This window comes from Micromonospora chokoriensis (assembly GCF_000718555.1).
GTDB lineage: Bacteria > Actinomycetota > Actinomycetes > Mycobacteriales > Micromonosporaceae > Micromonospora > Micromonospora chokoriensis_B.
This window is the reverse complement of sequence record NZ_JOAN01000026.1, coordinates 12,677-39,657: the sequence shown is the minus strand read 5'-3', so window position 1 is coordinate 39,657 and position 26,981 is coordinate 12,677. Positions and strand designations below refer to the sequence as shown.

Sequence of the window (26,981 nt, the reverse complement as noted above, 5' to 3'; positions counted from 1 at the left end):
CGCTGGTAGAGGCCGGGACCGGGCCGGGTTTGTCGAGACCGTCAGGGGCGGTTCAGCTCGTAGACGGTGACCGGGCCGGCGACCAGCCGAACCTGGGCCAGCCGGGCCAACTCCGCCGACACCGCACCGGCCCTGCTGTCGGCGAACAGCCACCGGACCCCGTGCTCGGTCCGGAGCCGGTCCAGGTCGGCCAGGGTCGGCGCGCTGAACACCCCGTCGTTGAGCGCGAGCAGCGCCGGGTCGGGGAAGCTCTGTCGGGCGTACCCGAGGTTCTGCACGCCGTGCGCGGCCACTACCGCGTCGGTGTAGCCCCAGCTCTCCACCACCGTGCGGTGCCCGCCCAGGCCGGTCACCCAGAACGCACGGGCATCGCAGTGCGGGGTGGTCTGCACCGGCCGGCAGTGCACGTTTGTGGCGACCACGTCGTCGTCGGCGGCGTTGTCGTCCAGCCACAGCGCGGCGCGCATCTCGTCGGCGGTCAGCGCGTACGGCTGCGGCCCGGTGGCCGGCGGCCCCGGCTCGGTCAGCACCGAGCGGACGGTCCCGCCCACGACGACGGCGGCGCTGGCACCGAGCATCGCCGCGGCGACCCCGGCCAGGGCGATCGTCGCCGTCCGCCGACGAGCTCCCGAGCCCGCCCCCGAAGCCGGCGGCACCGAAACCGGCGCCGGGACGCGACGCCGCCACAGGGCGGCCACCCCGACGGCGAGCGCGGCGGCCACCGCCACGAACAGCACGTACCGTGCGGCCGAGAGACCCAGTACCCGCAGCCACCCCTCGATCGTCGAGGTGGTGGGGGTGCCGGGGCGGCTGATCCTCGGCACGGCGAAGCCCACCACCGTGCCGGCCGTGGCGAGCCCCGCCAGCGCGCCGGCCACGGCGGGCACCACCAGCACCGGCCAGGGCGCCCGGGCCTCGGCGAGGGACCAGGTGGTCAGCACGACGCCGATCGGGATGACACCCATCCAGAAGTAGATCTGACTGATCGACGGGTGCTGGAACACCCAGGTGGTGGCAGCCCCGGCTAGGACCGTGCCGGCGAGCAGCCAGACGGCCGGATCGGCCCGGTGCCCACGGTCGACGAGCAGGCTCATGCCCACCCACCGGGGCGACTGACCCAGCACCCACCAGCCGACCACGGCGAACGCCAGCAGCCACCCGAGGACGCCACCGTCGTTGATGCCCGGTGGTAGCGGGGCACTCGGCCAGATTCCGTCACCCGGCCCGAGGGTCTCGGCGTACGGGGCGACGAAGTGCAGCAACGCCAACGCCTGCACGCGCAGCGTGGAGGCCCCGCAGCCGGAAGCCGAGCGCCATCGCCGCCACCAGGCAGGCAAGCGCCACCAGAGCGGGTCGTGGAACCTGCCGCTTGCGCCACCAGAACACGACGGCGGTGAGGCCCAGGCCGGCGATCAGCGGCGGCAACGCGCTGGACTTCGCCCCCGCACAGACCAGCCCGAGCGCTGGAACCAGCGGCCAGGCCGGCCCGAGGGCACGCCCCCGGGCCGCGTCGATGATGAGCCCGGCCAGCAGCAACAACGGCACCAGCACGTACGTCTGGGAGGGGCTGGCGTACGACAGCGGCATCTCGCCGGACACGCCCACCGGCGAGCCGAGCGTGACCGCCGCTCCGGTGAAGGCGGTGAGGGCGGCCACCGGGCCGGCCCAGACGGCCCCACTCAGGTCCCGGGCGAGACCGGCCGCGAGGATCACCGCAGTACCGACCACCGGCACCAGCCAGAGTCGCATCAGCACCATCGTCGGTGCGATGCCCGTGATCATGCTGCCGCTGGCGATGTGCGCGTCGGACAGGTAGTGGTAGCGCAGGGCCTCGCCGGCGACGTGCGGCAACTCGAACGGCATCGCCCGGGTCAGCTCCTGCACCAGACCCAGGTGGTAGAGCACGTCCTGGTAGTAGCCGCCGTAGACCGGAGGCAGCGCGACCATCCGCCACTGGGTGTACCCCCAGGCGAGCACCACCAGCAGCGCAGCGCCCATCCCCCAGTGCCAGGCGATCGGCAGCCGACGGCGCTCGCCGACCCGCCAGTGCCGGCGCAGCCCGGGGACGGCGGCGAACGCGACGAGGACGGGCAGCGGCCACCACCGCAGCAGGGACTGCTGACCGGTCGCCGCGGCCAACGCCCAGGCGGCGATCTCCAGGAGCAGGCCGGTGGCCGCGCCGTAGCCGAGGTCCTCGGGAAGGTTGCCCCTGCTGCCGCGCAGCGCGCGGTGCACCAGGGTCCCGGGGAGAACCAGCGCGAGGACCCAGTACGCGGAGAACCGTGCGAGGTCGGGGACCGGCACGCTGCCGCGTGACCAGACCACCAGCAGTGCGCCGATCACGAGCACCCACGGGAGCGCGCTGAGGATCGGCACGAGAGCATGCCGACGCGAGGCCGGGGCTGGGGCCGGGGTGTCGACCCGCTCGGCCAGCAGGGTGTCAGCCACGGAGGCCAACCACGGAGTCGACCCGGCCCCGCGCTGCCGTCTCGGCGCCCGGCAACTCGTCGAGGGAGTCGAACCCGATGTGGAAGGCGGGCCGGTTCTGCACGGTGGCGTAGATCCGGCCGACGTACTCGCCCAGCAGGCCGAGGCAGACCAACTGCACCCCACTGAGCAGCAGCACCGCGACGAACATCGAGGTCCAGCCGGGGATGGTGGCACCGGAGACGTGGACGACCATGCCGAACACGATCAGGGCGAGGCAGAGCAGGAAGCTCGACATCCCCATCCAGGTGGCCAGGCGCAGTGGCGCGGCCGAGAAGTTCGCCGTGCTCTCCCAGGCCAGGGCCACCATCCGGCGCAGCGGGTACTTCGTCTCCCCGGCAACGCGGGCCTCGCGGTCGTAGCGCACCTCGGCGCTGGGGAAACCGAGCGACGGCACCAGCAGCCGGTAGACCGGGGCACGTTCGGGCAGTTGGCGCAGGACCTCGATCACGTCCCGGCTGAGCAGCCGAAAGTCGCCAGCCTGCGCGGGTAGGTCGACACCGACGAGCCGACGCATCGCCCAGTAGTAGCCACGGGCGGTGTTGCGCTTGAAGACCGTGTCGGTGCTGCGGTCGGCGCGCACGCCGTAGACGACATCCACCCCGTCCTCGCGGGCCACCCGGAGCATCTCGGCGATGGTCTCCGGCGGATCCTGCAGATCGGCGTCCAGGCTGACCACCCACTGGCCGACGGCCCGGTGCAGGCCGGCGGTCAACGCCGCCTGGTGGCCGCTGTTGCGCCGCAGCCGGAGCACCCGCAGCTGCGGCCAGTCCCGCCCGTGGTCGAAGAGCACCGACACGGTGTCGTCCCGGCTGCCGTCGTCGACGGCGACCACCTCGTAGTCGACGGCGAGCGCGTCGAGCACCGGCCGCAGCCGGGCGACCAGGGCTGGGATGACCGCGGTCTCGTTGAACATGGGGATAACCACCGAGAGGGTGGTCGTCCGTGGAAGGGCGGACTCCATGGTGACAACGGCCCCGTTCCGCACGCAGGAGTGATCGATCCGCACCGAGGGCGCGGCAACGATCACGATCGCGCGGTAAACCCTCCACCAGCGGGCCGACTCCTGAACGGATCGTTAACGCCCGTTGGCGGATGCCTCGATATCTCCGCCCGACCCACAAACCAGGCGCAGCGTGACCCCTGGGCTGTCCGCACTCTCGCTACCCGCCCACGGGCCGGACCGAGCCCGGGTGCGGACGTCAACAACGTTGCGTTCAGCGATCGCTGCTGGGCCAAGAGACACGGTGCACTCTGGAAACGCCCCACCCCCGCCGATCCGGCCTCGTCGATCATGGAGTTATGGTGCCTGAATTGGTGTGATTCAGGCACTTTTGTCACCCACCACAACTCCTTGATCGACGAGGCAGTGCGGGTTGACGAACAGCCTCCGCCTGACGCCGACGCCGACGCCGACGCCGACGCCGATCTTGCAGTTTCGGTCGCCGATATACGCAGAATGGCCACTTATGTCGCGACAGAAAATGCAAGATCGCGGAGAAGGGTCAGGGTCAGCGTTCCAGGATGGCGGTCACGCCCTGGCCACCGGCGGCGCAGATCGAGATCAGTCCGCGTCCGCTGCCCCGCTCGGCGAGCAGCTTGGCCAGGGTCGCCACGATCCGCCCGCCGGTGGCGGCGAACGGATGCCCGGCGGCCAGCGACGATCCGTTGACGTTGAGCCGGTCGGTGTCGATCGCCCCCAGCGGGGCGTCCAGGCCGAGCCGGTCCTTGCAGAACTCTGGCGACTCCCAGGCCGCGAGGGTGGCAAGCACCTGCGACGCGAACGCCTCGTGGATCTCGTAGTAGTCGAAGTCCTGCAACGTCAGCCCGGCCCGGGCCAACATCCGGGGCACCGCGTACGCGGGTGCCATCAGTAGACCCTCGTCGCCGTGCACGAAGTCCACCGCCGCCGTCTCCGACCAGCTGAACCAGGCCAGCACGGGCAGGTGGTGCGCCGCCGCCCACTCCTCGCTGGCCAGCAGCACCGTGGACGCGCCGTCGGTGAGGGGCGACGAGTTGCCGGCGGTCATGGTGGCCTGCTCGGCGTCCGGGCCGCGGGTGCCGAAGACCGGCTTCAGCGAGGCGAGCTTCTCCAGGGTGCTGTCCGGGCGGAGGTTCTGATCCCGGGTGAGCCCCAGGTAGGGCGTCATCAGGTCGTCGAAGAAACCCCTGTCGTACGCGGCGGCGAGCCGCTTGTGTGAGCGCAGCGCCAGCTCGTCCTGGGATCGCCTGTCGATCTGCCAGCCCACTGCGGTGCGGGCGGCGTGGTCACCCATGGACAGGCCGGTACGCGGCTCGGCGTTGCGCGGAATCTCCGGCTTGAACGGCTGGAGTGGGCGCAGCTTCGCCGCGATCTTGAGCCGTTCGCCAAGCGTCCGGGCCGAGTTGAGCTTGAGCAGGGTGCGGCGCATCTCCTCGTTGACGGCGAGCGGGGCGTCGGAGGTGGTGTCGACACCGCCGGCGATGCCAACGTCGAGCTGACCGAGGGCGATCTTGTTGGCGACCAGGATCGCCGCCTCCAGGCCGGTGCCGCAGGCCTGCTGGATGTCGTACGCCGGGGTGTGTGGGTCGAGCCGGGAGCCGAGGACCACCTCGCGGGTGAGGTTGAAGTCGCGGGAGTGCTTGAGCACCGCCCCGGTCACCACCTCGCCGACCCGCTGCCCAGCCAGCCCGTAGCGGGCGATCAACCCGTCGAGCGCCGCGCCGAGCAGGTCCGCGTTGGACGCGTCCGCGTAGCGGGAGTTGGAACGGGCGAAGGGGATGCGGTTGCCCCCGATGACCGCGACCCGCCGGATGCTCTGCACCGATCCGCCTCCTCGACATGTGTTGCTCGAACCCTACTCGCCAGTAGGCTACGCCCATGACCGACAGGTACGCGAGCTTCGTCCAATCGGCCGCCGGCCGCGCGCTGGTCAAGCGCCTCGGGCTGCCCGACCCGCCCCGGCTGCGCCGGCACCACCCCGGCGACCCGCTGCTGCCCGGGCCGGCCCTGCTCGGCACGGCCACCGGCGGCCGGCTCGCCGAGCCGATCACCAAGATCCTGATCGCCGCCGGGGTCGAGCTGCGTGACACCGGCACCGCCGGGCCGCAGGACCGCTTCGGAGCCCTGGTGTACGACGCCAGCGGCATCACCGACTCCACCGAGCTGCGCCAGCTCTACGACTTCTTCCACCCGCAGGCGCGATCTGTGCTGCCCAGCGGCCGGGTGATCGTGCTGGGCACCCCGCCGCAGGAGTGCGCGGCCCCCCGCGAGGCGACCGCCCAGCGTGCCCTCGAAGGGCTGGTCCGCAGCATCGGCAAGGAGTTCGGTCGGGGCACCACAGCACAACTCGTCCAGGTGACCCGCAACGGCGGCAACGCCGGCACACTCACCAGCCTGGAGTCGACCCTCCGGTTCCTGCTGTCCGGCCGGTCGGCGTACGTGTCGGGGCAGGTCATCCGGGTCGGCGACGGCGCGGCGAGCGCGCCGGCCGACTGGGACCGCCCGTTGGACGGGCAGGTCGTCCTCGTCACCGGGGCGGCCCGGGGCATCGGCGCTGCGCTGGCCAAGGTGCTCGCCCGCGACGGCGCGCAGGTGGTGGCCCTGGACATCCCGGCGGCCGGTGACGCCCTCGCCGCGGTGGCGAACGACATCGGCGGTACGGCCGTCCAGCTCGACCTGACCGCGCCGGACGCGCCGACCCGGCTCGCCGAGCACCTGGCCAGCCGGCACGGTCGGGTCGACGTGGTGGTGCACAACGCCGGCATCACCCGGGACAAGACGCTCGGCCGGATGGACGCCGACCGGTGGGACCAGGTCATCGACGTCAACCTGTCCAGCCAGGAGCGGATCAACGACGTGCTGCTGGAACGCGGGCTGATCCCGACCGGCGGGCGGGTCGTGTCGGTCTCCTCGATCGCCGGGATCGCCGGCAACCGGGGGCAGACCAACTACGCCACCAGCAAGGCTGGCGTGATCGGGCTTGTCGACTCGCTCGCCCCGGCCCTGCGCGAGCGGGGGATCAGCGTCAACGCGGTGGCCCCCGGCTTCATCGAGACCCGGCTGACCGCACGCATTCCACTTGTGGTCCGCGAGGCGGGCCGACGGATGAACAGCCTGGCCCAGGGCGGGTTGCCGGTGGACGTGGCGGAGACGATCGGCTGGTTGGCCTGGCCGGCCAGCGGCGCGGTCAGCGGAAACGTGGTCCGGGTCTGCGGCCAGAGCCTGCTGGGGGCGTGATGGAAGCGCGGTCGGAGTCGGGCAGCCGCACCCCTGTCGAACTGCCCCGGATGCCGGCGGCCGGGGCGCTGTACCGGCGGGCGTTGCTCGGCGCGCTACCGGGCGTCGGCGGCGGGCGGCGCGGGCCCGACCTGCCGGCGGTCGAGGTGACAGTGGGCGGGGTGACCGTCGACCGGGCACAGCTGGCCGCCTACGACCGGGTCTGCGGGTTCCGCCTCAGCGACCGGCTGCCCGCGACGTTTCCGCACGTCATGGGCTTCCCGCTGACCCTGCGACTGATGACCGCGCCGAACTTTCCCATCCCACTGATCGGCCTGGTGCACGTCGGCAACCGGATCACCACCCACCGCCCGATCACCGCCGACGAGACCCTCCACTTCACCACGTACGCGGAGAACCTGCGCCCACACGACCGGGGGCGGCAGGTGGACGTGGTGCTTGTCGGTTCGGTCGACGGAGTGGAGGTGTGGCGCGGCGTCTCGACGTACCTCGGTCGGGAGCGCAAGCCGGGCGGGCGCGACCGGAGCGAACGTCCCGCGACGCCGACGGCCACCGCCCGGTGGCGGGTGGAACCCCAGGTCGGCACGGAGTACGCGCGGGTCTCCGGTGACCACAACCCGATCCACACGTCCCGGCTCGGGGCACGGCTGTTCGGCTTCCGCCGGCCGATCGCGCACGGCATGTGGAGCAAGGCGCGCTGCCTGGCCGCGCTGGAGGCCCGACTGCCGGACGCCTACACCGTCGAGGTCGCCTTCAAACTGCCCATACCGCTGCCGAGCACGGTGAGCTTCGCGCTCCTGCCGGACGGCGGGTTCGCCCTGCACGACTCGCACGGCCGACCGCATCTGGCTGGTCTCGTGCGCTGAGCGCACCTAACGGGTCACCTGCGCTGAGCGCACCCCTTGGCAGGCGCGCACTTCTACGCTAGGTTGTTCTCAGAGCGAGATGTTCTCAGAGTGAGAGAGATGCGATGAACGAGCAGGAGTTCCTGGCCGCGTACGACCCCCGGGCCTACCCGTCGGTCGCGGTGACAGTCGACGTGGTGGCGCTGACCATCCGCGACGGCGCACTGCACCTGCTGCTGATCCGGCGTGGCGAGGCACCCTTCGCGGGGCACTGGGCGCTGCCCGGTGGTTTCGTCCGCCCCGACGAGGACCTGACCGCTGGCGCCCGCCGGGAGCTTGCCGAGGAGACCGGGCTCGGCGGCGAGACGCTGCTGCGCGTACACCTGGAGCAGTTGGGCAGCTATGGCGCCCCCGACCGTGACCCGCGAATGCGGGTCGTCTCGATCGCGCACCTCGCGTTCGCCCCCGACCTGCCGGATCCGGCCGCCGGCAGCGACGCCGACGAGGCGATCTGGCTGCCGGTGACCGCGTTGACCAGCCGACAGCTCGCCTTCGACCACGGCCGCGTCATCGACGACGCGCTGGAACGAGCCCGCTCCAAGCTGGAGTACACCCCGCTCGCCACGCGCTTCCTCGCCGCCGAGTTCACGATCAGCGAGCTGCGCGCCGTCTACGAGACGGTCTGGGGGCATCCGCTGCACGCCGGCAACTTCCACCGCAAGGTGCTCTCCGTGCCGGGCTTCGTGGAGAGCACGGGCGCCAGCACCGAGCGCGGTGGTGCCCGAGGCGGCCCCCGCGCCCGGCTCTACCGGGCCGGCGACGCCCGCCTGCTGCACCCGGCGCTGCTGCGCCCCGCCCGCGAGGAGACGGTGCGGTGAGGACCACGGAGGCCATCCGCCTGGTCGCGGCCGCCCGCACCGACGCCGACCTGTTCGGCGTCGACCAGCCGGCCCACCGCTACCGCGAGCTGGTCGCGGCCCTGCACCCCGATCGCCTGCCGACCGACCCGGCGGTACGCGCCGAAGCGACCGAAGCGTTCATCAACGTCACCACCCGGTGGAAGGCCCGGCAGGTCACCGTCGTCGGGGACTACCGCCTCGGTGCGCTGGCCCACTCCGGCGACCTGGCCGACCTCTACGACGTCGGCGACGACCGGCTACTCAAGCTCCCCCGCCGGCCCGGCGACAACGACCTGATGGCCCGCGAGGCGCACGCCCTGCGCACCATCGCCGAGCGCGGCGACCCGCGCTACCTGCCGTACGTGCCCCGGCTCGTCGACGCCTTCCGGCATCGGGACACCGCGACCGGCGCGGAACGGCGGATCAACGTGCTCGCCACCGCACCCGGCCTGCACGACCTCGACGAGGTGCGGCGCGCGTACCCCGACGGGTTGGACGCCCGGGACGTGGCCTGGATGTGGCGGCGGCTGCTGGTGGTGCTCGGCCTGGCCCACCGGGCGGGCGTGGTGCACGGCGCGGTCCTGCCGCGACACGTGCTGATCGAGCCGGACGCCCACGGCGTGGTGCTGATCGACTGGTGCTTCTCCGCAGCCATCGGGAGCACGATCCCGGCGCTCGTGCCCGGTCACGGCTGGGATCCGGAGGAGGTCGTCGAGAAGCGGCCCTGCGGCCCGGGCACCGATATCGCGATGGCCAGCCACTGCATGAGCTGGCTGATGGGGCCGCGGGCGCCCCGCGAGCTGGACGCCTTCGCGCGTGGCTGCCGGCAGCGGTCCCTGGCCAAGCGGCCCGACGACGCCTGGCTGCTGCTGCGCGAACTAGACCAGGTGCTGGACCGGCTCTACGGGCCACGCACCTTCCGACCCTTCACCCTCACCCCCTAAGGAGCTGTCATGGGCAGTGGAATCTGGTCCACCGACGTGTACGACGCCGCCGACCGCTACCGCCGGTCCACCGGCAAGAGCGCCTTCTCCTACAGCGACAGCGGGGCACGCACCGTGCACCCCGACCTCGACCCCCGCGACGCGATGCGCGAGAGCCGCGACTCCGACGAGCACCCGCGCTCGACCCCCGTCGCGGTGCTCTTCGACGTGACCGGCTCGATGCGCAACGTGCCGCGCGTCCTGCAGACCAAGCTGCCGCAACTGCTCGGGTTGCTGCAACGGCAGGGGTACGCCAGCGACCCGCAGATCATGTTCGGCGCCATCGGTGATGCCACCTGCGACCGGGTGCCCTTGCAGGTGGGCCAGTTCGAGTCGGACAACCGGATGGACGACGACCTCGGCCGGATCGTGCTGGAGGGCGGTGGCGGCGGGCAGATGAGCGAGTCGTACGAGCTGGCCATGTACTTCATGGCCCGGCACACCGTCACCGACAGCTGGGAGAAGCGCGGCCGGCGCGGCTACCTGTTCATCATCGGCGACGAGCTGGCGTACCAGCGGGTGAAGGCCCGGGAGGTGGCCGGCCTGATCGGCGACGACCTGACCGAGGACGTGCCGCTGCGGCAGGTCGTCGACGAGGTGACCCGCCGCTGGGACACCTACTATCTGCTCCCCGCCGGCAGCCACTACGCCGGCAACGCCAAGGTGCTCGACTTCTGGCGGGACCTGCTCGGGCAGAACACCGTCGTGCTCGACGACCTCGACGCGGTCTGCGAGACCATCGCGCTCACCATCGGCCTCGGCGAACAGGCCATCGACCTGGACGAGGGCCTGCGCGACCTGGACCGCGCCGGCTCCGCCGCCACCGGCACCGTGTCGAAGGCGCTGGCCCGCCTCGGCCGGGACCGGCGGGCCGAGGTGTCGACGCTGCCGGCGTTCCACGACACCACTGGCGGGGTGACCCGACTGTGAGTCATCTGGCGGTGGTCGACCTCGGCTACGGCGACGCGGGCAAGGGCACGGTGGTGGACTGGCTCTGCGCCACCCGTCCCGTTCACACGGTGGTCCGCTTCAACGGGGGCGCGCAGGCGGCACACAACGTCGTGCTGCGCGACGGGCGGCACCACACGTTCGCGCAGTTCGGCGCCGGCACGTTCCATCCCGGTGTCCGTACGCACCTGGCCCGGCACGTGGTGGTGGACCCGCTGGCGCTGGCTGCCGAGGCCGACCATCTCGCCACCGTCGGGGTGCCCGACGCCCTCGACCGACTGACCGTCGACTCCGACGCGCTACTCGCCACCCCGTACCACCGGGCCGCCAACCGGGCCCGGGAAATCGCCCGGGGAGCCGACCGGCACGGCTCCTGCGGGCTGGGGGTGGGTGAGGCCGTCGCGTACGGTCTCGCCCACCCGGACGACGCACCCCGGGTCGCCGACTGTCACCGCCCAGCGGTGCTGCGCCGCCGGCTGACCGTCCTGCGGGACCGGCTGACCGCCGAGCTGGGCCCGCTGGACGCACCACCGATCGACGACTGCCTGCCCGCGTTCGCCGGGTTCGCCGAGCGGGTCGCCATCGTCGACGGCAGCTGGCTCGCCGGCGCACTGCGCACCGGGACCTGTGTCTTCGAGGGCGCCCAGGGGGTGCTGCTCGACGAGTGGCACGGCTTCCACCCGTACACGACCTGGAGCACCACCACGTTCGCCAACGTCGACAGCCTGCTCGCCGAGGCTGGCCGACCCGGCGACGTGACCCGGATCGGGGTGCTCCGCACGGTCACCACCCGGCACGGGCACGGTCCGTTGGTGACCGAGGACCCGAGCCTGCCGTTCACCGACCATCACAACGCCACGAACCCGTGGCAGGGTCGTTTCCGGTTCGGCCACTTCGACGCGGTCGCCCACCGGTACGCCCTCGCCGCGGCTGGCGGCGTCGACGGCCTGGCGCTGACCCATCTCGACCTGGCCGGTCCCGACCTGCGGATCTGCCGCCGCTACGACACAGGCGACCGGCTCACCCCGGGCCCGCCCGGCGACCTGGACCGGCAGGCCGCGCTCACCGCCCGCCTGCTGCGCTCCCGGCCGCTCTATGACGACCCGCCGACGGACTGGGCCGAGGCGGTGAGCGCGGAGCTGGACACACCTGTGGTGCTTACCTCACACGGCCCCACCGCCGACGACAAGAGGACGCACGGCCCGCTGCTCGCCGCAGCGGCCCTGGCCCGCGCCGGCTGACAACTACGGGTGATCCAGCGACTCGGCCACCGGGCGGGTCGCACCCGGCGAGCATGGGGGGTGTGGAAGCCCTGCTCGACCTCCTCCGTGGGACGGTCACGTCGCCGTGGGTGTACCTGGTGATCTTCGGGCTCACCGCGGTCGACGCGTTCTTCCCCGCGGTGCCGGGCGAGGCAGCGGTGATCACCGCCGGCGTGCTCTCGGCGAGCGGCGGGCATCCCAATCTGGTCCTGGTGATCGTGAGCGCCGCCATCGGCGCGCTGGTCGGCGACCACATCTCCTACGCCATCGGGCAGGGCGGGGGCGCCCGCCGGCTGGCCCGACTGCCCGACGGCAGCCGCCGACGGGCCAGCTCCGAGTGGGCCCGGCGCGCGGTGGACCGGCGCGGCGGGATCATCCTGACCACCGCCCGGTACGTGCCGGGCGGCCGGACCGCCGTCACCCTGACCATGGGTGCGGTGCGCTATCCCCGCCGGGCGTTCCTGCTGTACGACAGCGTCGGAGCGGTCACCTGGGCGCTGTACTGCGGGCTGCTCGGCTACTTCGGCGGGCTGGCCTTCGAACGTGACCCGGTGAAGGGCGTGCTGGTCGGCGTGGGGCTCTCGCTGATCGTCACGTTCGGGCTGGAGGGGATCCGGTGGCTACGCCGTCGGGCGCACCGCCGGGCCGCCTCCCGCCACTGACCGGCAGGCACGTCACAGCAGGTCGGCGTCGTGCACCAGGATGGCCAGCTGCACCCGGTTACCCACCTGGAGTTTCGCCAGCGCTCGGCTGACGTGTGCCTTCACGGTGGCTTCGCTCATGGTCAGCCGTCGGGCGATCTCCGCGTTGCCATGCCCGCGCGCCACCTCCCGGACGATCTCCAGCTCCCGTGCGGTGAGCAGGGCGAGCCGCTCACGAGCAGCGTCCCGGCGGGCTGGACCACGCTCGGCGAAGGAATCGAGCAAGCGCCGGGTCACCGTCGGGGCGAGCATGGCGTTCCCGGCGGCCACCGTACGAACGGCGGCGGCCAAGTCGCGGGGCGGGGTGTCCTTGAGCAGGAAGCCGACCGCGCCGACCCGCAGCGCCCGGTGCACGTAATCGTCGAGGTCGAAGGTGGTCAACATGATCACCTTCGCGCCGGCGGCGACCACCTCCGGCGCGGCGGTCAGCCCGTCGACGCCCGGCATCCGCACGTCGAGCAGCACCACGTCGGGGCGTAACCGGTGGGTCTGTTCCAGCGCGCCGACGCCGTCCGCTGCCTCACCGACGACAGTGATGTCCTCCGCCGCCTCCAAGATCAGCCGCAATCCGGCGCGGACCAGTTGCTCGTCGTCGACCACCACCACGCGAATCACGCCGCACCCGCCAGCGGGATCAGGGCCCGGACCAGGAAACCGCCGCCCACGGGCAACGCCTCCAGTCGGCCGCCGAGCAGCTCCACCCGCTCGCGCAACCCGAGCAGCCCCTGCCCGGCACCGGGCAGCGCCGCCCCGCCCTCCGACGGCCCGTTACGCACCAGCACCTCCAACCCGTCGGGCAGGTAGCGCAGGCAGACCACCGTCTCGGCGTCGGCGGCGTGTTTGCGCACGTTGGTCAGCGCCTCCCGGACCACCCGGTACGCGGTGCGCCCCACGGTCGCCGGTATAGCCGGCGCAACGCCCTCATCCCGCCGGGCCACCCGCAGCCCGGCGGCGCGGGACTCCCCGATCAACTCGTCCAGCGCGCCGAGCCCGCGCTCCGGCACCACACTCGGACCGGCCTGTCGCAACACGCCCAGCACCTCGCGCAGGTCGGTGAGCGCCTGCCGCCCGGTAGTACGGATCAGCGCGGCGGCCTCGACGGTCGCCGAGTCCTTGGCGGTCACCTCCAGCGCCCCGGCGTGCACCACCATCAACGAGACCCGGTGCGCCACCACGTCGTGCATCTCCCGGGCGATCCGGGTCCGTTCCTCGGCACGGACCCGGTCAGCGCGGGCCTCCTGCTCGCGTTCCAGCCGCTCGGCCCGGTCCCGCAGAGCCGCGAGCGTGTCCCGACGTGCCCGCACCCAGAGGCCGAAGACCAGCGGAAGTCCGACCAGACAGACGGCGAGCATCAGCACGTTGCCGGTGGCTGCGGTGGTCATCCGGCGTACGCCGCCCACCGCCAGCCCGATCAGCACCCCGCCGGCCAGCACCCCGGCCGCACCGGCGAGGAACCCGGCGAGCCGCCGACCACGCAGCCGCAGACCAGCCTGGTACGAGGCGACCACCCCGGCCGCCCCGGCGGCGAGCACCAACCAGCCGACCGCCGCGGCCAGGAACAACGGCCACCGGCGGGTCCGGAACGTGGCGGCAGCCCAACCGGAGAGCACCGCGAGCACCAGCGGGACGACACCCGGCAGCGGTGAGCGGACCCCGATGTCACCGCTCGCGCTGGCCCAGACCGCCGTCGCGACCGTCACGGCGAGCAGCAGCGGGCCGTACCGCTGGACGACCCGCCGCAGGGCGGCGGCGCTGGAGGCCACGCAGCGAGCGTAGGGCTCCCCGGACGAATCGGTCCGCCCCACCCGGCCGGACCCGGGTGAGCTGGGGGAAGACCCCTACCCGCCGTCCGGGCTGGCCGATACCTAAGTAGTGGTGCCCGCCTGACCACTGGCCGATGGCAGGAGCCGCCGTCCACACCAGCATCGGGATCATGGATCTACTCGACCTGCTGCACGACACGATGTCCTCGCCCTGGGTGTACCTGGCGATCTTCGCGATCGCGGTGCTCGACGGCTTCTTTCCCGTGGTGCCGAGCGAGACGGCGGTGATCACCGCAGGGGTGTTCGCGGCCTCCGGCGCGCCGTACCTGCCCGGGGTGATCCTGGTAGCCGCCGCCGGGGCACTGGTCGGCGACCACATCTCGTACGCCATCGGGCGGGCCGGTGGAGCGCGACTGCTCGACCGGCTGCCGCCCGACGGTCGGCGTCGGGCCGCCGCCGACTGGGCCCGCCGGGGGATCGCGACGCGCGGCGGCCTGATCCTCACCGTGGCCCGTTACGTGCCGGGCGGTCGGACCGCGGTCACCCTCACCATGGGCGCGGTGCACTATCCCCGGCGACGGTTCCTGGCCTTCGACGCGCTCGCCGCCGGCTCGTGGGGGCTCTACTCCGCGCTGGTCGGCTACGTCGGCGGGTTGGCCTTCGAGCAGGACCCGCTACGTGGTCTCCTGCTGGGTCTGGGCCTCGCCCTGACGGTGACGTTGATCGTCGAGGTGGTCCGCTGGCTGCGTGGGCACCAGCGCCGTGCGGCGCGGGCCGGCGAACCGGGCGCCGACGCTGTCTCCGCCGGGGCCGTCAGTCGGCCGGGGGGCGCCAGGTGACGCCGTGCAGGAGCTGGGCGGCACCGAGCCAGGCCACGTTCATCATCCGGGTGGCCGTCTTCTCCGGCTCGGCCTCCGGGTGGTCCGCGAGCCAGTCCGCCAGCGACTCGGTCGCGCCGACCAGGGCGTACGCGACGACCTCCAGGTCGACGGCGGCGATCTCGCGACCCTCGGCGCGCAGCGCGTGGTCGAGCATCCCGGCGACCACCTCGACCAGCCGGGCCCGCATGGTGGCCAACTCGCCGGCGAACGGCTGCTCGCCCCGGGCCTGCCGGTAGAGCACCGCCCAGCCATCCCGGTGCGCGCCCACGAAGCCGAAGAACGCCTTCAACCCGCGCCAGAGCCGCTCGTCGGCCGGCAGGTCGGGGGCCGCCGCCCCGGCGATGGCCTGCATCATCCGGGTGCCCTCCCGGTGCAGGCAGGCGACGAAGAGCTCCTCCTTGGTGCCGAGGTACGCGTACACCATGGGTTTGGAGATGCCGGCGTCCTCGGCGATCTCGTCCATGCTGGCGGCGTGGAAGCCACGTCGGGAGAAGACCTTGACGGCCGCGTCGAGCATCTGCTGCTCGCGAACGGCGCGCGGCAGGCGCTTGAAGGCGGGGACACTTGACACCTTGCGAGCATACCTACTCGTGCGTAGGGTTACGCGCGAGTAGCCAATCTTCCGGAAGGCGCACCTGATGACTGACTTCGACCCGGCCACCTTCGCCAACGTGGGCCCCAAGGAGTTCGCCCAGCTGGTCAAGTCCACCCCGGACGACAAGATCGCCCAGGTGATGTCCGGTGACGCGCGCGACAAGGTCCTGGGCGAGGTGTTCGGCCGGATGCCGTCGCTGTTCCGCGCAGACCGGGCCGGCGCCACCAACGCGGTCATCCACTGGGTCATCACCGGTCGCCCCGACGGCGGCAGCGACACCTACGAGGTGGTCATCGCCGACGGCGCGTGCGTGGTGAACGAGCCCTCGCAGCACGACCCGAAGCTGAGCCTGACCATGGGCCCGGTCGAGTTCCTGAAGATCGTCTCCGGTGGCGCCAACCCGGTGATGATGTTCATGACCGGCAAGCTGAAGGCGAAGGGCGACCTCGGCCTCGCCGCCAACATCGCCAACCTGTTCGACATCCCCAAGGCCTGACATGGCTGAGTTCTCGCTCGACCTGAACGAGGAACAGCGGGACCTACGCGACTGGGTGCACGGCTTCGCCGCCGAGGTCGTGCGCCCAGCCGCGGCCGAGTGGGACGAGCGCGAAGACACCCCGTGGCCGGTGATCCAGGAAGCAGCCAAGGTCGGCCTCTACGGCTTCGAGTTCCTCGCCACCTGCTGGGCCGACCCCACCGGGCTCTCCCTGCCGATCGCCAGCGAAGAACTCTTCTGGGGTGACGCCGGCATCGGCCTGAGCATCTTCGGCACCTCGCTCGCCGTCGCCGCCATCTACGGCGCTGGCACCCCCGACCAGCTGGTCGAGTGGGTGCCGCAGTGCTTCGGCGACGCCGATTCGCCGGCCGTCGCCGCCTTCTGCAGCAGCGAGCCGGAGGCCGGCTCCGACGTCAGCGCGATGCGCACCCGGGCCGTCTACGACGAGGCCACCGACGAATGGGTGCTCACCGGCCAGAAGGCGTACGCCACCAACGGCGGGATCGCCGGAGTGCACGTGGTCACCGCCTCCGTCGACCCCGCGCTCGGCTCCCGAGGCCAGGCGGCGTTCGTCGTACCCCCGGGCACCCCCGGCCTGGCCGCCACCCGCAAGCTGCGCAAACTTGGCCTCCGCGCGTCCCACACCGCCGACGTCTTCCTCGACGGGGTACGCGTACCCGGCCGCTGCCTACTCGGCGGCCGGGACGCTCTGCTGGCACGCCTCGACCGGGCCCGCTCCGGCCAGCGGGCCACCGGGCAGGCCGCGATGCGCACCTTCGAGCTGTCCCGGCCCACGGTCGGCGCCCAGGCGCTCGGTGTGGCCCGGGCCGCCTACGAGTACGCCCTTGACTACGCGAAGGACCGAGTCCAGTTCGGACGGCCGATCATCGAGAACCAGGCTGTCGCGTTCGCGCTTGCCGACATGCGGATGGAGATCGACGCCGCTCGGTTACTCGTCTGGCGAGCCTCCTGGATGGGCCGCAACAACCGACCGTTCACCGCAGGCGAGGGGTCGATGTCCAAGCTCAAGGCCGGCGAGGTGGCGGTGTCGGTCACCGAGAAGGCGGTGCAACTGCTCGGCGGGGCCGGCTTCCTACGTGACCACCCGGTCGAGCGCTGGTACCGGGACGCCAAGATCTACACCATCTTCGAGGGCACCTCCGAGATCCAGCGGCTGGTCATCTCCCGGGCGATCTCCGGGATGCAGATCCGCTGACTCTTCGGTCTGGCCCGGCCCGCCTCGGCGGAGCCGGGCCACGGGTCCGCCGAATTCCACGATCCGTGCCGTCTTTGTCACCCCGCGCCGACGCCGACTGGGCCACCAGCCGCACCCAGTGCATGATCAAGGGAAGACGCCCTGATGGACGGGGAGCCGGTCGCCCCGTCCGCGCACCACCCCGAGGAGGTCTGCGGCATGGACCTGCCGTTCATCGTCACCACGCTGACCCGTCGCGGGCTACTCACCCCCGGCAGCCCGGTCCGGGTCGCCTCGCAGCTCAACGCGTTGCGGACGTGGGGATGGAGCTTGGCAGGCGAGCTACGCCAAGCAGCCGCCCGGGATCCCGGCCGCCCAGCCGTCATCGATGAGAACGGCGTCGAGCTGACCTACGGCGAGCTGCTCGACCGGGCCGAACGGATGGCCCGATCGATGCGTGCCAAGCTCGGCGTCCAGGCCGGCGACCGGATCGGCGTGCTCTGCCGCAACCACCACGGGCTGGTCGAGACGATCGTCGCCGCCACCCTGCTCGGCGTCGACGCGGTCCTGGTCAACACCGGGCTCTCCGCCGCCCAACTGGGCACCGTCGCCGATGAGCAGCGGCTACGGCTACTCGTACACGACGACGAGTTCGCCGACCGGGTCCTCAGCCTTCCTGCCGAGCTGACCCGGCTCGACGAGCGCTCTCGCGAAGAGTTGGTGGCCGGGGCGCTGCCAGGCGACCTGCACCCGCCGGAGCGCGACGGCCGGATCATCGTGCTCACCTCCGGCACCACCGGTACGCCCAAGGGTGCCCGCCGGCCGACGCCCAGCGGCTTCGGCCCGTTGGTGTCCATCATCGACCGCATCCCCCTGCACGCCCGGGACCGGGTGATGATCGCCGCGCCGATCTTCCACACCTGGGGATTCGCCGCCCTCCAGGTCTGCCTGGCACTGCGGGCCACCATCGTGCTGCAGCGCCGCTTCGACCCGGCCGCCACGCTCGCCGCCCTGACGGCGCACCGCTGCGACGCGCTCTTCGCCGTACCGGTAATGGTGCAGCGGCTACTGGAGGTGCCCCCACCAGACCCGCGTCCCCCGCTCAAGGTCGTCGCGGTGAGTGGTTCGGCCCTGCCCGGCGGGCTGGCGCCGGCATTCATGGACGCCTACGGGGACGTCCTCTACAACCTCTACGGGTCCACCGAGGTCTCCTGGGCCTCCATCGCCAGCCCGCAGGACCTGCGTCAGGCACCCACCACCGCTGGTCGTCCGCCGCACGGCACCCGCCTGGAGATGCTCGACGACGACGGCCAGCCGGTCTCGGAAGGGCGGGTCGGGCGGATCTTCGTCGGCAACGAGATGCTCTTCGAGGGCTACACCTCCGGCGCCAGCCGGGAAACTCGCGACGGCCTGCTCGACACCGGTGACCTCGGCCGGCTCAACGCCGACGGGCTGCTCTTCGTCGACGGCCGGGCCGACGACATGATCGTCTCTGGCGGCGAGAACGTCTTCCCCTCCGAGGTAGAGGATCTACTCGCGCAGCTGCCACAGGTCCGCGAAGCAGCAGTGATCGGCGTGCCCGACGCCGAGTGGGGTCAACGCCTGTCCGCGTTCCTCGCCCTGCACCCCGACGAGACACTCGACCCCGAGGCAGTACGCGAATTCGTCCGGCACTACCTGGCCCGATTCAGCGTCCCCCGAGACGTGATCTTCGTGAAGTACCTGCCCCGCAACGCCACCGGCAAGGTGCTAACCCGCGAACTGCGCCGCTACTACGGCTGACCGGCCCAGCGTTCAGCCGGGCAACGCTCGGCCCGGCAACGCTCAGCCCGGGATCGTGATCCGGCCGTCGATCGCGGCGGCGGCGATGTCGGTGCGGTGCTGCGAACCGGCCAACTCCACCCCGCCCACCAGCGCGTACGCGGCATCCCGCGCAGCCGCAAGGTCGGAGCCGGTGGCCGTACCGCAGAGGACCCGGCCGCCGGCGGAGAGCAACGCGCCGTCGCTGGCCCGGCGGGCGGTGCCCGCGTGGATGATGCCCGGACGGTCCGCGCCGGTGATCACGTCGTCGGTGCGCGGCGCGACCGGGTAGCCCTGCGCGGCGAGCACCACGGTCACGGCGCTGCCGTCCCGCCACCGCAGCGGCGGGTGCTCGGCCAACGTGCCGGTGGCCGCCGCGTGCAGCAGCCCACCCAGCGGAGTCTCCAGCAACGCGAGCACCACCTGGGTCTCCGGGTCACCGAAGCGCGCGTTGAACTCGATCACCCGAGGGCCGGCAGCGGTGATCGCGAGCCCCACGTAGAGCAGACCGGCGAACGGAGTGCCCCGGCGACGCATCTCCGCGAGCGTCGGGTGGACAACATCACGCATGACGTCGTCGACCAGGCCGGATGGCGCCCAGTCCAGCGGCGCGTACGCCCCCATGCCGCCGGTGTTCGGCCCGGTGTCGCCGTCGCCGAGCCGCTTGAAGTCCTGTGCCGGCAACAGCGGCAGCGCCGCCTCGCCGTCGGTCACCACGAAGAGGCTGACCTCCGGGCCGTCGAGGAACTCCTCGACCACGACCCGTCCACATTCAGCGGCGTGCGCCAACGCGGCGGACCGGTCGTCGGTCACCACCACGCCCTTGCCGGCGGCGAGGCCGTCGTCCTTCACCACGTACGGTGCGCCGAACTCGTCCAGCGCCCGAGCGGTGCTCTCCTCGTCCGTGCAGACGTACGCCCGAGCGGTCGGCACGCCGGCGGCGGTCATCACGTCCTTGGCGAACGCCTTGGAACCCTCCAGCTGCGCGGCCGCGCCGGATGGACCGAAGACGGCGATGCCCTTGGCGCGTACCGCGTCGGCGACCCCGGCGACCAGCGGCGCCTCCGGCCCGATCACCACCAGGTCAGCCGCAGTCTCCACAGCCAACGCCGCCACCGAGGCCGGATCGGACGCGCTAACGGCCCGCAACTCAGCCACCGAGGCGATCCCCGGGTTGCCCGGCGCGGCGACAAGCGCCGAAACCCCCGAGTCGCCCGCCAGCCCAAGCGCAAGCGCATGCTCCCGCCCGCCACCACCCACCAAAAGAACCCGCACACCCAGATCCTACTGTCCCCCCCGTATCCCCCTGTTGATCATGAAGTTGGCGGGCCATCTAGTGATCCACTGGCTCGTCAACCTCATGATCAACAGGCACGAAGGGTTGCGATCGCTTGACGGACTGTGTGGGGGATGTAGGTGGGGTGAAGGGTGTCCTGCCAGGTGAAACGCAGGATGGTCCAGCCGGCGTTGACCAGGCGGTTCTGGCGACGGCGGTCGGCGTAGACGGCCTCCGGGGTGCCGTGCACGTCTCGGCCGTCCGCTTCGGCGATCAGCCTTGGGCCACGCCAACCCAGGTCGCCGATGCCGAGCAGATAGCCGTCGTTGTCGCGCACTTCCAGCTGTAGCGCGTCTGGCGGAACTCCCCCATCAACGCAGCGCAGTCGAGAGCGGGTCTCCAGTGGCGACTGTGCTCGGCCATCCGCCTCAGCGACGTAACCGCGTGCTGCAACCGCGCCGCGTCGACCTCGAATCAGCGCCGGAATGGTTGCTAGGCATTCGGGTGTGAGCAGCCCTCGATTGAGGGCGGAATCGAGCACCGAGACCGCCGCGTACCGGCGCTCTCGCAAGATGATTTCGGAGACGGTCAGCCGTGGCCCCGTAGCCGCGATCCCGTTCACCTGCACCACCGTGCCCAGAGGGTGTTCGAGCTGGTGTAGCACGATCGCGGGGTCCGACACCCGCGCCAGCTTTGCCGCCCTGCCCGGCATCGCCACGTGGATCTCGTCCCGAGGCGGCAGTCCGGCGATGCCGTACAGCTCAGCCGCAGTGCCGAACACCGCGTGAGCCGCCGGGCCCAGCGAGAGCACGGCGGCACGAATGCGACACCGACGAGCAGGTGGTTCACCGTACGGGTCGCGCGTCAGATAGACCGCTCGAGCAAGTGGCCGCCAACGGCGTACAGCCACCAGATGATCGATGTCATTTCGGCTGAAGCCGGCTCTCAGCGCCTGCACTCGGGTGATCAGGCCATCCTGCACGGCAGCAATCGAGCGAACAAGCTCTGCGCGATCCACCTAGCCCACGCTGGCTGCTCCGCCAACCAACCACCAGCCCTGTGGATAACCCTGTGGACAGCGACACCCGCCATCTCAGTGATCATGGGGTTAACGGGATTTTTGTAGATCGAATACCTCGTCAACCCCATGATCACCGGAGTGAGGCCGCCTGGGCGGGGCCCGGGGTTAGGGGAGGAGGGGGTGGTAGACGACGTTTTCTTCTCGGCCTGGGCCTACGCCTACCACGCTCACCCTCGTGTTGCAGAGCTCCTCGATGCGGGCGATGTAGCGGCGGGCGTTTTCCGGCAGGTCGGCGGCGGTTCTTGCCTTGGTGATGTCTTCCCACCAGCCGTCGAGTTCCTCGTAGACGGGCTTGGCGTGATGGAAGTCCGTCTGACTCATCGGCATGTCGTCGACCCGGACGCCGTTGATCTCGTAGCCGACGCAGATCGGCACCTTGGCCATGCCGGTGAGCACGTCCAGCTTGGTGATGACCAGGTCGGTGACACCGTTGAGGCGGCAGGCGTACCGGGCCACGACCGCGTCGAACCACCCGCACCGGCGCTCCCGCCCGGTGGTGGTGCCGTACTCCGCGCCGATCTTGCGCAGGTGGTCGCCGTTGGCGTCGAACAGCTCGGTCGGGAACGGTCCCGCCCCGACCCGCGTCGTATACGCCTTGCTCACCGCGATGACCTTGTTGATCGCGGTCGGCGGGATGCCGGCGCCCACGCAGGCGCCACCGGCGGTCGGGTTGGACGAGGTCACGAAGGGGTACGTGCCGTGGTCCATGTCGAGCATGGTGGCCTGGGCGCCCTCCAGCAGCACCGTCTCGCCCCGGTCCAGGGCATCCCAGAGCATCGCCCGGGTCTCCGCGATGTACGGCTTGAGCCGCTCCGCGTACTCCAGGTACTCCTCGACGGTCGCCTCAAGGTCGATCGCCTTACGGTTGTAGACCTTGAACAGGATCTGGTTCTTCTCGCGCAGCGCGAGTTCCAGCTTCTTGCGCAGGATGCCGGGGTCGAGCAGGTCCTGGAGGCGGATGCCGATCCGGGCGACCTTGTCCCCGTACGCCGGGCCGATGCCCCGGCCGGTGGTGCCGATCCGGGACGAGCCGAGGTAGCGCTCGATCACCCGGTCCAGTGCCCGGTGGTGCGGCATGATCAGGTGCGCGTCACCGGAGATCCGCAGCCGGGACACGTCGACGCCGCGCTCGGCCAGGCCGTCGATCTCGGCGAGCAGCACCTTCGGGTCGACCACCACACCGTTGCCGATGACGATCATCGCGTCCGGTGAGAGCGCGCCGGACGGCATCAGGTGTAGCGCGTACTTCTGTCCGTCTGGGGTGATCACCGTGTGGCCGGCGTTGTTGCCGCCGGAGTAGCGCACGACGTAGTCGACCCGCTCACCTAGCAGGTCGGTAACCTTGCCCTTGCCCTCGTCGCCCCACTGAGCGCCGATGAGCACGATCGCTGGCATCTCTTCCGCCTCCAGAAGGCTCGGGTGCCAGGTGGCGACCGCTCGGCGAGCCCGGGGTGTCAGGTTAACAAGTAGTGACGGCGTGGCCGGCAGGGGTCGCGCCGAGAGGCAGCAGGAGGCTCCTTCCGTGTACGACGTGGTGCTGCTCACCCTCGGTTCGGAGCGGGACGCTCCCGGGGGCTGTGGCAGCGGCGGGGCCTGCTGCGGCGGGGCGGCCGAGGCCAACACCGACCCGACGGGCCGAAGCGACACCGACCAGGGCAAGGCTGGCCAGACCAGCGCCGACCAGACTAACGCCGAGCAGTGCGCGACGGAGCGGCCACGGGTGCCGGTGCTGGCCTGCGCAGATGCGCTGACCGCCCGGGGCGCCCGGGTGGAGACGGTCACCGCCCGTTCCGACGCCGAGATCGACGAGGTGTTGGCCCGGCTCGACGGCCCGGCCCGCCCGGACGGCCTCACCTGGCCGGACCTGGACAGCAAGACCAGGCTGGTCGTCGCCACGGCCAGCGACGGGCAGTTGCGCGCCGTGCTGCGCCGGCTGGTCCGGCGGTACGCCCCAGCGCCGAGCCGCCGCCCGGCGGATCTGCCCGGCAACCGGACCCTGCCCGACCTGCCGCCGGTAGCCGTACTCCCGCTTGATCCGGCCCGTGGCGGCACCCACCGGGACCTGGCCGCGCAGCTCGGGCTGCCCCGTGACCCGGCAGCGGTGGCCGCCGCGGTGCTGGACGGCACGCCGCGGCGGTTGGACCTGCTGCGCAACGACGGCGGTTCGGTGACCCTGGACGGCGCGCTCCTCGGTGCCGCCGACGACGCTGGCCGGCCGCTGCACTGGCGGGCCCGGGTGGAGGTCGACGACACCATCCTCACCAACGGTGACGAACCGTTGCTGGCCTGCGCGGTCGGCAACGCCGGCGGGTACGCGACGCTCAACGACGTGACGCTGCTGACCGCGCCGGACCCGGCCGACGGCCAGGTCGAGGTCGCGGTGGCCGTGCCGGTGGTCGTCCGCTCCGCGTGGGGGCGCAAGCGGGTACGCCTCGAAGTGCGGCGGGCCCGTGGGCGAGCGGTGTCGGTACTGCCCAGGGAGGGCAAGGTGCCGTACCTCGACGATGGTGTCGAGGGCGAGCTGACCCGCAAGCGTTCCTGGTGGATCGAGCCGGGCGCCTGGGCGGTCTGGTCGATCTGACCTCGACCGCGCCAACCGGCCGACGTGGCTGCGCCGACCGGCCCTCCTGGGCGGATGGGCCTATCCTCGCAGGAGGACTGGGGAGGGCCGTAATGGACGAGAACGCCGACCGGGCGCAGGTGCCCGGCCAGCAGCCGGTGCCGGAGCGGGACATCGAACCACTCTGGCCGCCAGATCCGGGCGACCGGGCCGCAGGTGGCGCGGTGCCGCCCTGGGCGGCGGTCGCCGAGCAGCGGGGCGGCCCGTCGTCGGCCGCGCAGCCGGTTACGCCACCGGTGGCCGCGCCTCCGATCGGGCGGCCGCCGGTTCCTGGTCAGCCCGGCGCGGCGGCGCTGTCGCCGCCCTCGCCGTCGGACTACCCGTCGCTCACCGGCGCTGTCCCCGCACCCGGGGGGTGGGGGGCCAGCGGGCCATCCGGCACCGGGTCGGGTTGGGCGCCGGCTCAGCCGAGTTGGCCACCACCGACCGACCCGGCCGCTGCGGCACCGCCAACGCAGGGCGGTACCGGAATCCCCTCCGCCGCGACACCGAACGCCGCCTCCGCGCGGACGGACAGCCGACCGGCCAACACCGACACGGCGAGCAAGTCGGGCGAAGCAGCGCAGCTCGGCAACGGTGGTCCGGCCGTCGTGCCCGCCGCGCCGATCGTCGCGGGCGGCGTCGACCTGGATCTGCCGTTCACCCTGGACCGCCCCACCGCTACCGGCCCCGCGACGCCCGCACCCACCGACCATTCCACCCCAGCCGCCACCGCGTCCGCCGACAGCCCGAGCGCCGCCGACAGCCCGACGGCAGCCGGCCCCACGCCGGCGGGCTCCTCGGCAGCCAGCCCCACAGCGGGCCGGCCGGCAACCCAGACTGGTGGGTCCGCAGCGGCCGGGCCGGCACCGCAGGCTGGTGGGTCTGGTGAAGACGGGTCCGCTGGCGGGCCGGCGCGGCCGATTGCCGAGTCGCCGTGGGCGTACCCGCCGCAGCGCCCGGCTGGGACGGCCGCACCCGCCCAGGACGAGGCCAGCGCAACGCCTCCGGTCCCGCCCCCACCCGCCATCCCGCACCCCGGCCCCGGGCAGGTACACCCCGGGCCGTCGTTCACCCCGGCGATCCCCGGCCAGGCCGCCCCGGCGCAGATTCCGCCGCCACCCGACCTGACGCAATTCGGCAACCCGCCGCACGGCCATCCCGCACCGCAGCCCGCTCCGCCGCAGGCCGGACCACCGACCCCGCCACCTGGGCCGTTCCCGCCCTCGCCGGGTTGGTATCCACCGCCCTGGCAGCAGGGCTCGCCCGGCGGCACCCCGGGGCAGCCGTACCAGGAGGCCGACGGGGTGACCCGGATGCCGGCCGCCGGTTACCCGGATGCGACCGCATATCCGGACGCGACCGCGTACCCGGATGCGAGCTGGACACCGGACGCGACCGCTGCGCCCACCGCCGAGGACTTCGCCCGCCGCCGCCAGGTCCGGCCCGCCGACCCGGTGGCGACCATGGGCGTACGCGCGGTGGTCAACAAGATGGGGCTGCTCCGGCTGTCTCCGGGGCGTCACGAGCAGGAGCTCAAGCGGGACATCGAGATGGTGCGCCGCAACTTCGGCGGTCTGCGGCAGGTGACCGTGGTCAACCCGAAGGGCGGCGCCGGCAAGACGGTGGCCATCCTGCTGCTCGCGATGACGTTCGGCCAGAAGCGCGGTGGCTACGTGCTGGCCTGGGACAACAACGAGACCCAGGGCACCCTCGGGATGCGTGCCCAGCAGGACTTCCACGCCCGCACGGTGCGGGACATGCTGCGTGACCTCGGGCAGTTCCAGGGTGCGCACGGGCGGGTCGGTGACCTGTCGCAGTATGTCCGCTCGCAGGGCGAGGGGATGTTCGACGTCCTGGCCTCGGACGAGTCGGCCACCGGTGGCGAGATGTTGACCGCCGCCGCGTTCGCCGAGATCCGCGAGGTGGTCAGCCGGTTCTATAAGTTGATCTTCGTGGACACCGGAAACAACGTCCGGGCACAGAACTGGCAGGCGTCGATGGACGCCACCGACCAGTTGGTGGTCACCATGTCGGCCCGTAACGACTCCGCCGAGACCGCCGCGCGGATGCTCGACCACCTGGAGCAGAGCGGTCGGCAACGGCTGGTCCGGCAGGCCGTGACAGTGGTGTCGATGCCGCCGTCCCGCAAGGAGATCGACCTGCCGGCCATCCAGGAGCACTTCGCGGCCCGCACCCGGGCGGTGCTGCTGGCCCCGTACGAGCGGCTCATCGACAGCGGCGAGCCGATCCGGTACGGCGGGCTCTCCTCGGCCACCCGGGACGCCTGGCTGAAGATCGCCGCTGCGGTCGCCGAAGGGTTGTAACCCGCCGACGGCCGGCCCGGTCTCGGGCCGGCCGTCGGCACGGGGTCAGTTGCTCGCCAGCGCGTCCGCCGCTTCCGGGTCGCAGTCGCGCAGGAACTGGGCACAGCGGGCCGCCTCGTCGGCCTCGCCGATCTCGTCGGCAGCGCGGGACAGCACGTACAGGCAGCGGAGGAAGCCCCGGTTGGGCTCGTGCGACCACGGCACCGGGCCGTGTCCCTTCCAACCACTGCGGCGCAGCTGGTCGAGGCCCCGGTGGTAGCCGGTGCGGGCGTACGCGTACGCCGCCACCACCTGGCCCTGGGCGAACGCCCGGGCCGCGAGCTCCGCCCAGGCAGCACTGTAGGTCGGGAAGCCGGCCGCCACGTTGGCGTACGCCTCATCGGTGCCGGCCTCGTTGGCGGCAGCCAGGGCGGCGTCGGCCTCCTCGTTCACGGGCAGGCGGGTGGCCGGTGGCTCTGGCAAAAGGTTCTGCATCGCCCCATTCAACCCGCTGGACAGTGCGACACGCGAGCGGGTCGGCCGACGCGTCCCGCTGAACGGCTGAGGAGTTCATCACGCCTGCGGCCTATGCCGCTGCCTGGTGTTTTCCACTACAACTAATGGTCCGGAGCCTCCCCAGGAACC

Annotated in this window: 24 protein-coding genes; 13 read left to right on the top strand and 11 right to left on the bottom strand. The window is 72.1% G+C overall.

The features are described from left to right. Positions 1-41: 41 nt before the first annotated feature. The 4 genes from IF46_RS0127990 to IF46_RS0127975 all read right to left on the bottom strand — a co-directional run bounded on the left by IF46_RS0127990 (position 42) and on the right by IF46_RS0127975 (position 5,291). Entirely contained in the window at positions 42-1,277 is a 1,236-nt protein-coding gene (locus tag IF46_RS0127990; RefSeq protein ID WP_030491389.1) for a hypothetical protein, read from the bottom strand. Then, positions 1,216-2,448 (bottom strand): hypothetical protein, encoded by a 1,233-nt coding sequence (locus IF46_RS0127985; protein ID WP_030491388.1) that lies wholly within the window; start codon positions 2,446-2,448, stop codon positions 1,216-1,218. Before IF46_RS0127985 ends, IF46_RS0127990 begins: the two co-directional genes overlap by 62 nt. Next, positions 2,441-3,451 carry a glycosyltransferase family 2 protein gene (locus IF46_RS0127980; RefSeq protein ID WP_051724230.1) on the bottom strand — a complete coding sequence of 337 codons (1,011 nt, stop codon included), beginning with the start codon at positions 3,449-3,451 and terminating at the stop codon, positions 2,441-2,443. Before IF46_RS0127980 ends, IF46_RS0127985 begins: the two co-directional genes overlap by 8 nt. 547 nt (positions 3,452-3,998) lie before the next feature. Next, on the bottom strand, positions 3,999-5,291 hold the full coding sequence (locus tag IF46_RS0127975) for an acetyl-CoA C-acetyltransferase (protein ID WP_030491386.1): 1,293 nt from the start codon (positions 5,289-5,291) through the stop codon (positions 3,999-4,001). Positions 5,292-5,347: 56 nt separating this feature from the next. Here IF46_RS0127975 and IF46_RS0127970 point away from each other — a divergent pair, with 56 nt between their 5' ends. From IF46_RS0127970 to IF46_RS0127940, 7 genes are all read left to right on the top strand, one after another. Next, positions 5,348-6,706: a 3-oxoacyl-ACP reductase gene (locus tag IF46_RS0127970; protein WP_030491385.1), complete on the top strand. Its 1,359-nt coding sequence runs from the start codon at positions 5,348-5,350 to the stop codon at positions 6,704-6,706. Continuing rightward, positions 6,706-7,572 carry a MaoC/PaaZ C-terminal domain-containing protein gene (locus tag IF46_RS0127965; RefSeq protein ID WP_030491384.1) on the top strand — a complete coding sequence of 289 codons (867 nt, stop codon included), beginning with the start codon at positions 6,706-6,708 and terminating at the stop codon, positions 7,570-7,572. Before IF46_RS0127970 ends, IF46_RS0127965 begins: the two co-directional genes overlap by 1 nt. Positions 7,573-7,676: 104 nt before the next feature. Further along, positions 7,677-8,429 (top strand): NUDIX hydrolase, encoded by a 753-nt coding sequence (locus tag IF46_RS0127960; protein ID WP_030491383.1) that lies wholly within the window; start codon positions 7,677-7,679, stop codon positions 8,427-8,429. After that, positions 8,426-9,394, top strand: coding sequence for a serine/threonine protein kinase (locus IF46_RS0127955; RefSeq protein WP_030491382.1), 969 nt, complete (start codon positions 8,426-8,428; stop codon positions 9,392-9,394). Before IF46_RS0127960 ends, IF46_RS0127955 begins: the two co-directional genes overlap by 4 nt. Before the next feature lie 9 nt (positions 9,395-9,403). Further along, the gene (locus IF46_RS0127950) at positions 9,404-10,363 is read left to right on the top strand and encodes a hypothetical protein (RefSeq protein ID WP_030491381.1); all 960 of its coding nucleotides are present in this window, start codon (positions 9,404-9,406) and stop codon (positions 10,361-10,363) included. Continuing rightward, a complete protein-coding gene (locus IF46_RS0127945; RefSeq protein ID WP_030491380.1) occupies positions 10,360-11,622 on the top strand; it encodes an adenylosuccinate synthetase in 1,263 nt (420 codons plus the stop codon). The genes IF46_RS0127950 and IF46_RS0127945 overlap by 4 nt, the downstream gene beginning before the upstream one ends. Positions 11,623-11,684: 62 nt before the next feature. After that, positions 11,685-12,305 (top strand): DedA family protein, encoded by a 621-nt coding sequence (locus IF46_RS0127940; RefSeq protein ID WP_030491379.1) that lies wholly within the window; start codon positions 11,685-11,687, stop codon positions 12,303-12,305. Between the two features lie 12 nt (positions 12,306-12,317). On the opposite strand, the gene IF46_RS0127935 is transcribed toward IF46_RS0127940, so the two are convergent. Together IF46_RS0127935 and IF46_RS0127930 are read right to left on the bottom strand one after the other, a co-directional pair. Continuing rightward, positions 12,318-12,959 carry a response regulator gene (locus IF46_RS0127935; RefSeq protein ID WP_030491378.1) on the bottom strand — a complete coding sequence of 214 codons (642 nt, stop codon included), beginning with the start codon at positions 12,957-12,959 and terminating at the stop codon, positions 12,318-12,320. Further along, the gene (locus IF46_RS0127930; protein WP_051724229.1) at positions 12,956-14,107 is read right to left on the bottom strand and encodes a sensor histidine kinase; all 1,152 of its coding nucleotides are present in this window, start codon (positions 14,105-14,107) and stop codon (positions 12,956-12,958) included. The genes IF46_RS0127935 and IF46_RS0127930 overlap by 4 nt, the downstream gene beginning before the upstream one ends. A 170-nt stretch (positions 14,108-14,277) precedes the next feature. On the opposite strand from IF46_RS0127930, the gene IF46_RS0127925 reads away from it, so the two are divergent. Further along, the gene (locus IF46_RS0127925; RefSeq protein ID WP_420063598.1) at positions 14,278-14,946 is read left to right on the top strand and encodes a DedA family protein; all 669 of its coding nucleotides are present in this window, start codon (positions 14,278-14,280) and stop codon (positions 14,944-14,946) included. Here IF46_RS0127925 and IF46_RS0127920 read toward each other — a convergent pair. Then, positions 14,921-15,559: a TetR/AcrR family transcriptional regulator gene (locus tag IF46_RS0127920; RefSeq protein WP_030491375.1), complete on the bottom strand. Its 639-nt coding sequence runs from the start codon at positions 15,557-15,559 to the stop codon at positions 14,921-14,923. The two genes, IF46_RS0127925 and IF46_RS0127920, sit on opposite strands and share 26 nt — an antisense overlap. 67 nt (positions 15,560-15,626) lie before the next feature. Here IF46_RS0127920 and IF46_RS0127915 point away from each other — a divergent pair, with 67 nt between their 5' ends. From IF46_RS0127915 to IF46_RS0127905, 3 genes are all read left to right on the top strand, one after another. After that, complete coding sequence (locus IF46_RS0127915) at positions 15,627-16,079, top strand: SCP2 sterol-binding domain-containing protein (protein WP_030491374.1); 453 nt, start codon at positions 15,627-15,629, stop codon at positions 16,077-16,079. 1 nt (position 16,080) lies between these two features. Further along, positions 16,081-17,295, top strand: a complete 1,215-nt coding sequence (locus IF46_RS0127910; RefSeq protein WP_030491373.1) for an acyl-CoA dehydrogenase family protein — start codon at positions 16,081-16,083, stop codon at positions 17,293-17,295. Between the two features lie 198 nt (positions 17,296-17,493). Continuing rightward, the gene (locus IF46_RS0127905; protein ID WP_030491372.1) at positions 17,494-19,056 is read left to right on the top strand and encodes an AMP-binding protein; all 1,563 of its coding nucleotides are present in this window, start codon (positions 17,494-17,496) and stop codon (positions 19,054-19,056) included. Positions 19,057-19,098: 42 nt separating this feature from the next. On the opposite strand, the gene purD is transcribed toward IF46_RS0127905, so the two are convergent. The 3 genes from purD to IF46_RS0127890 all read right to left on the bottom strand — a co-directional run bounded on the left by purD (position 19,099) and on the right by IF46_RS0127890 (position 22,826). Beyond that, positions 19,099-20,349 (bottom strand): phosphoribosylamine--glycine ligase, encoded by a 1,251-nt coding sequence (gene purD, locus IF46_RS0127900; protein ID WP_030491371.1) that lies wholly within the window; start codon positions 20,347-20,349, stop codon positions 19,099-19,101. Positions 20,350-20,438: 89 nt separating this feature from the next. Beyond that, positions 20,439-21,368 carry a hypothetical protein gene (locus IF46_RS0127895; protein ID WP_030491370.1) on the bottom strand — a complete coding sequence of 310 codons (930 nt, stop codon included), beginning with the start codon at positions 21,366-21,368 and terminating at the stop codon, positions 20,439-20,441. Between the two features lie 168 nt (positions 21,369-21,536). Then, a complete protein-coding gene (locus IF46_RS0127890) occupies positions 21,537-22,826 on the bottom strand; it encodes an adenylosuccinate synthase (RefSeq protein ID WP_030491369.1) in 1,290 nt (429 codons plus the stop codon). Between the two features lie 127 nt (positions 22,827-22,953). Here IF46_RS0127890 and IF46_RS0127885 point away from each other — a divergent pair, with 127 nt between their 5' ends. Then, complete coding sequence (locus IF46_RS0127885) at positions 22,954-24,012, top strand: diacylglycerol kinase family protein (RefSeq protein ID WP_030491368.1); 1,059 nt, start codon at positions 22,954-22,956, stop codon at positions 24,010-24,012. Positions 24,013-24,104: 92 nt separating this feature from the next. After that, positions 24,105-26,357 (top strand): chromosome partitioning protein, encoded by a 2,253-nt coding sequence (locus IF46_RS0127880; protein ID WP_030491367.1) that lies wholly within the window; start codon positions 24,105-24,107, stop codon positions 26,355-26,357. A 45-nt stretch (positions 26,358-26,402) separates the two neighbouring features. Here IF46_RS0127880 and IF46_RS0127875 read toward each other — a convergent pair whose 3' ends face one another. Further along, positions 26,403-26,831: a DUF3151 domain-containing protein gene (locus IF46_RS0127875; RefSeq protein ID WP_030491366.1), complete on the bottom strand. Its 429-nt coding sequence runs from the start codon at positions 26,829-26,831 to the stop codon at positions 26,403-26,405. Between the last annotated feature and the right edge of the window lie 150 nt (positions 26,832-26,981).

Coding starts and splice junctions, on each gene's coding strand:
- IF46_RS0127925 (WP_420063598.1), top strand. CDS start 14,278: ATGGATCTACTCGACCTGCTGCACGACACGATGTCCTCGCCCTGGGTG.
- IF46_RS0127890 (WP_030491369.1), bottom strand. CDS start 22,826: ATGCCAGCGATCGTGCTCATCGGCGCTCAGTGGGGCGACGAGGGCAAG.
- IF46_RS0127910 (WP_030491373.1), top strand. CDS start 16,081: ATGGCTGAGTTCTCGCTCGACCTGAACGAGGAACAGCGGGACCTACGC.
- IF46_RS0127965 (WP_030491384.1), top strand. CDS start 6,706: ATGGAAGCGCGGTCGGAGTCGGGCAGCCGCACCCCTGTCGAACTGCCC.
- IF46_RS0127880 (WP_030491367.1), top strand. CDS start 24,105: ATGGACGAGAACGCCGACCGGGCGCAGGTGCCCGGCCAGCAGCCGGTG.
- IF46_RS0127980 (WP_051724230.1), bottom strand. CDS start 3,451: ATGGAGTCCGCCCTTCCACGGACGACCACCCTCTCGGTGGTTATCCCC.
- IF46_RS0127875 (WP_030491366.1), bottom strand. CDS start 26,831: ATGCAGAACCTTTTGCCAGAGCCACCGGCCACCCGCCTGCCCGTGAAC.
- IF46_RS0127905 (WP_030491372.1), top strand. CDS start 17,494: ATGGACCTGCCGTTCATCGTCACCACGCTGACCCGTCGCGGGCTACTC.
- IF46_RS0127950 (WP_030491381.1), top strand. CDS start 9,404: ATGGGCAGTGGAATCTGGTCCACCGACGTGTACGACGCCGCCGACCGC.
- IF46_RS0127960 (WP_030491383.1), top strand. CDS start 7,677: ATGAACGAGCAGGAGTTCCTGGCCGCGTACGACCCCCGGGCCTACCCG.
- IF46_RS0127915 (WP_030491374.1), top strand. CDS start 15,627: ATGACTGACTTCGACCCGGCCACCTTCGCCAACGTGGGCCCCAAGGAG.
- IF46_RS0127970 (WP_030491385.1), top strand. CDS start 5,348: ATGACCGACAGGTACGCGAGCTTCGTCCAATCGGCCGCCGGCCGCGCG.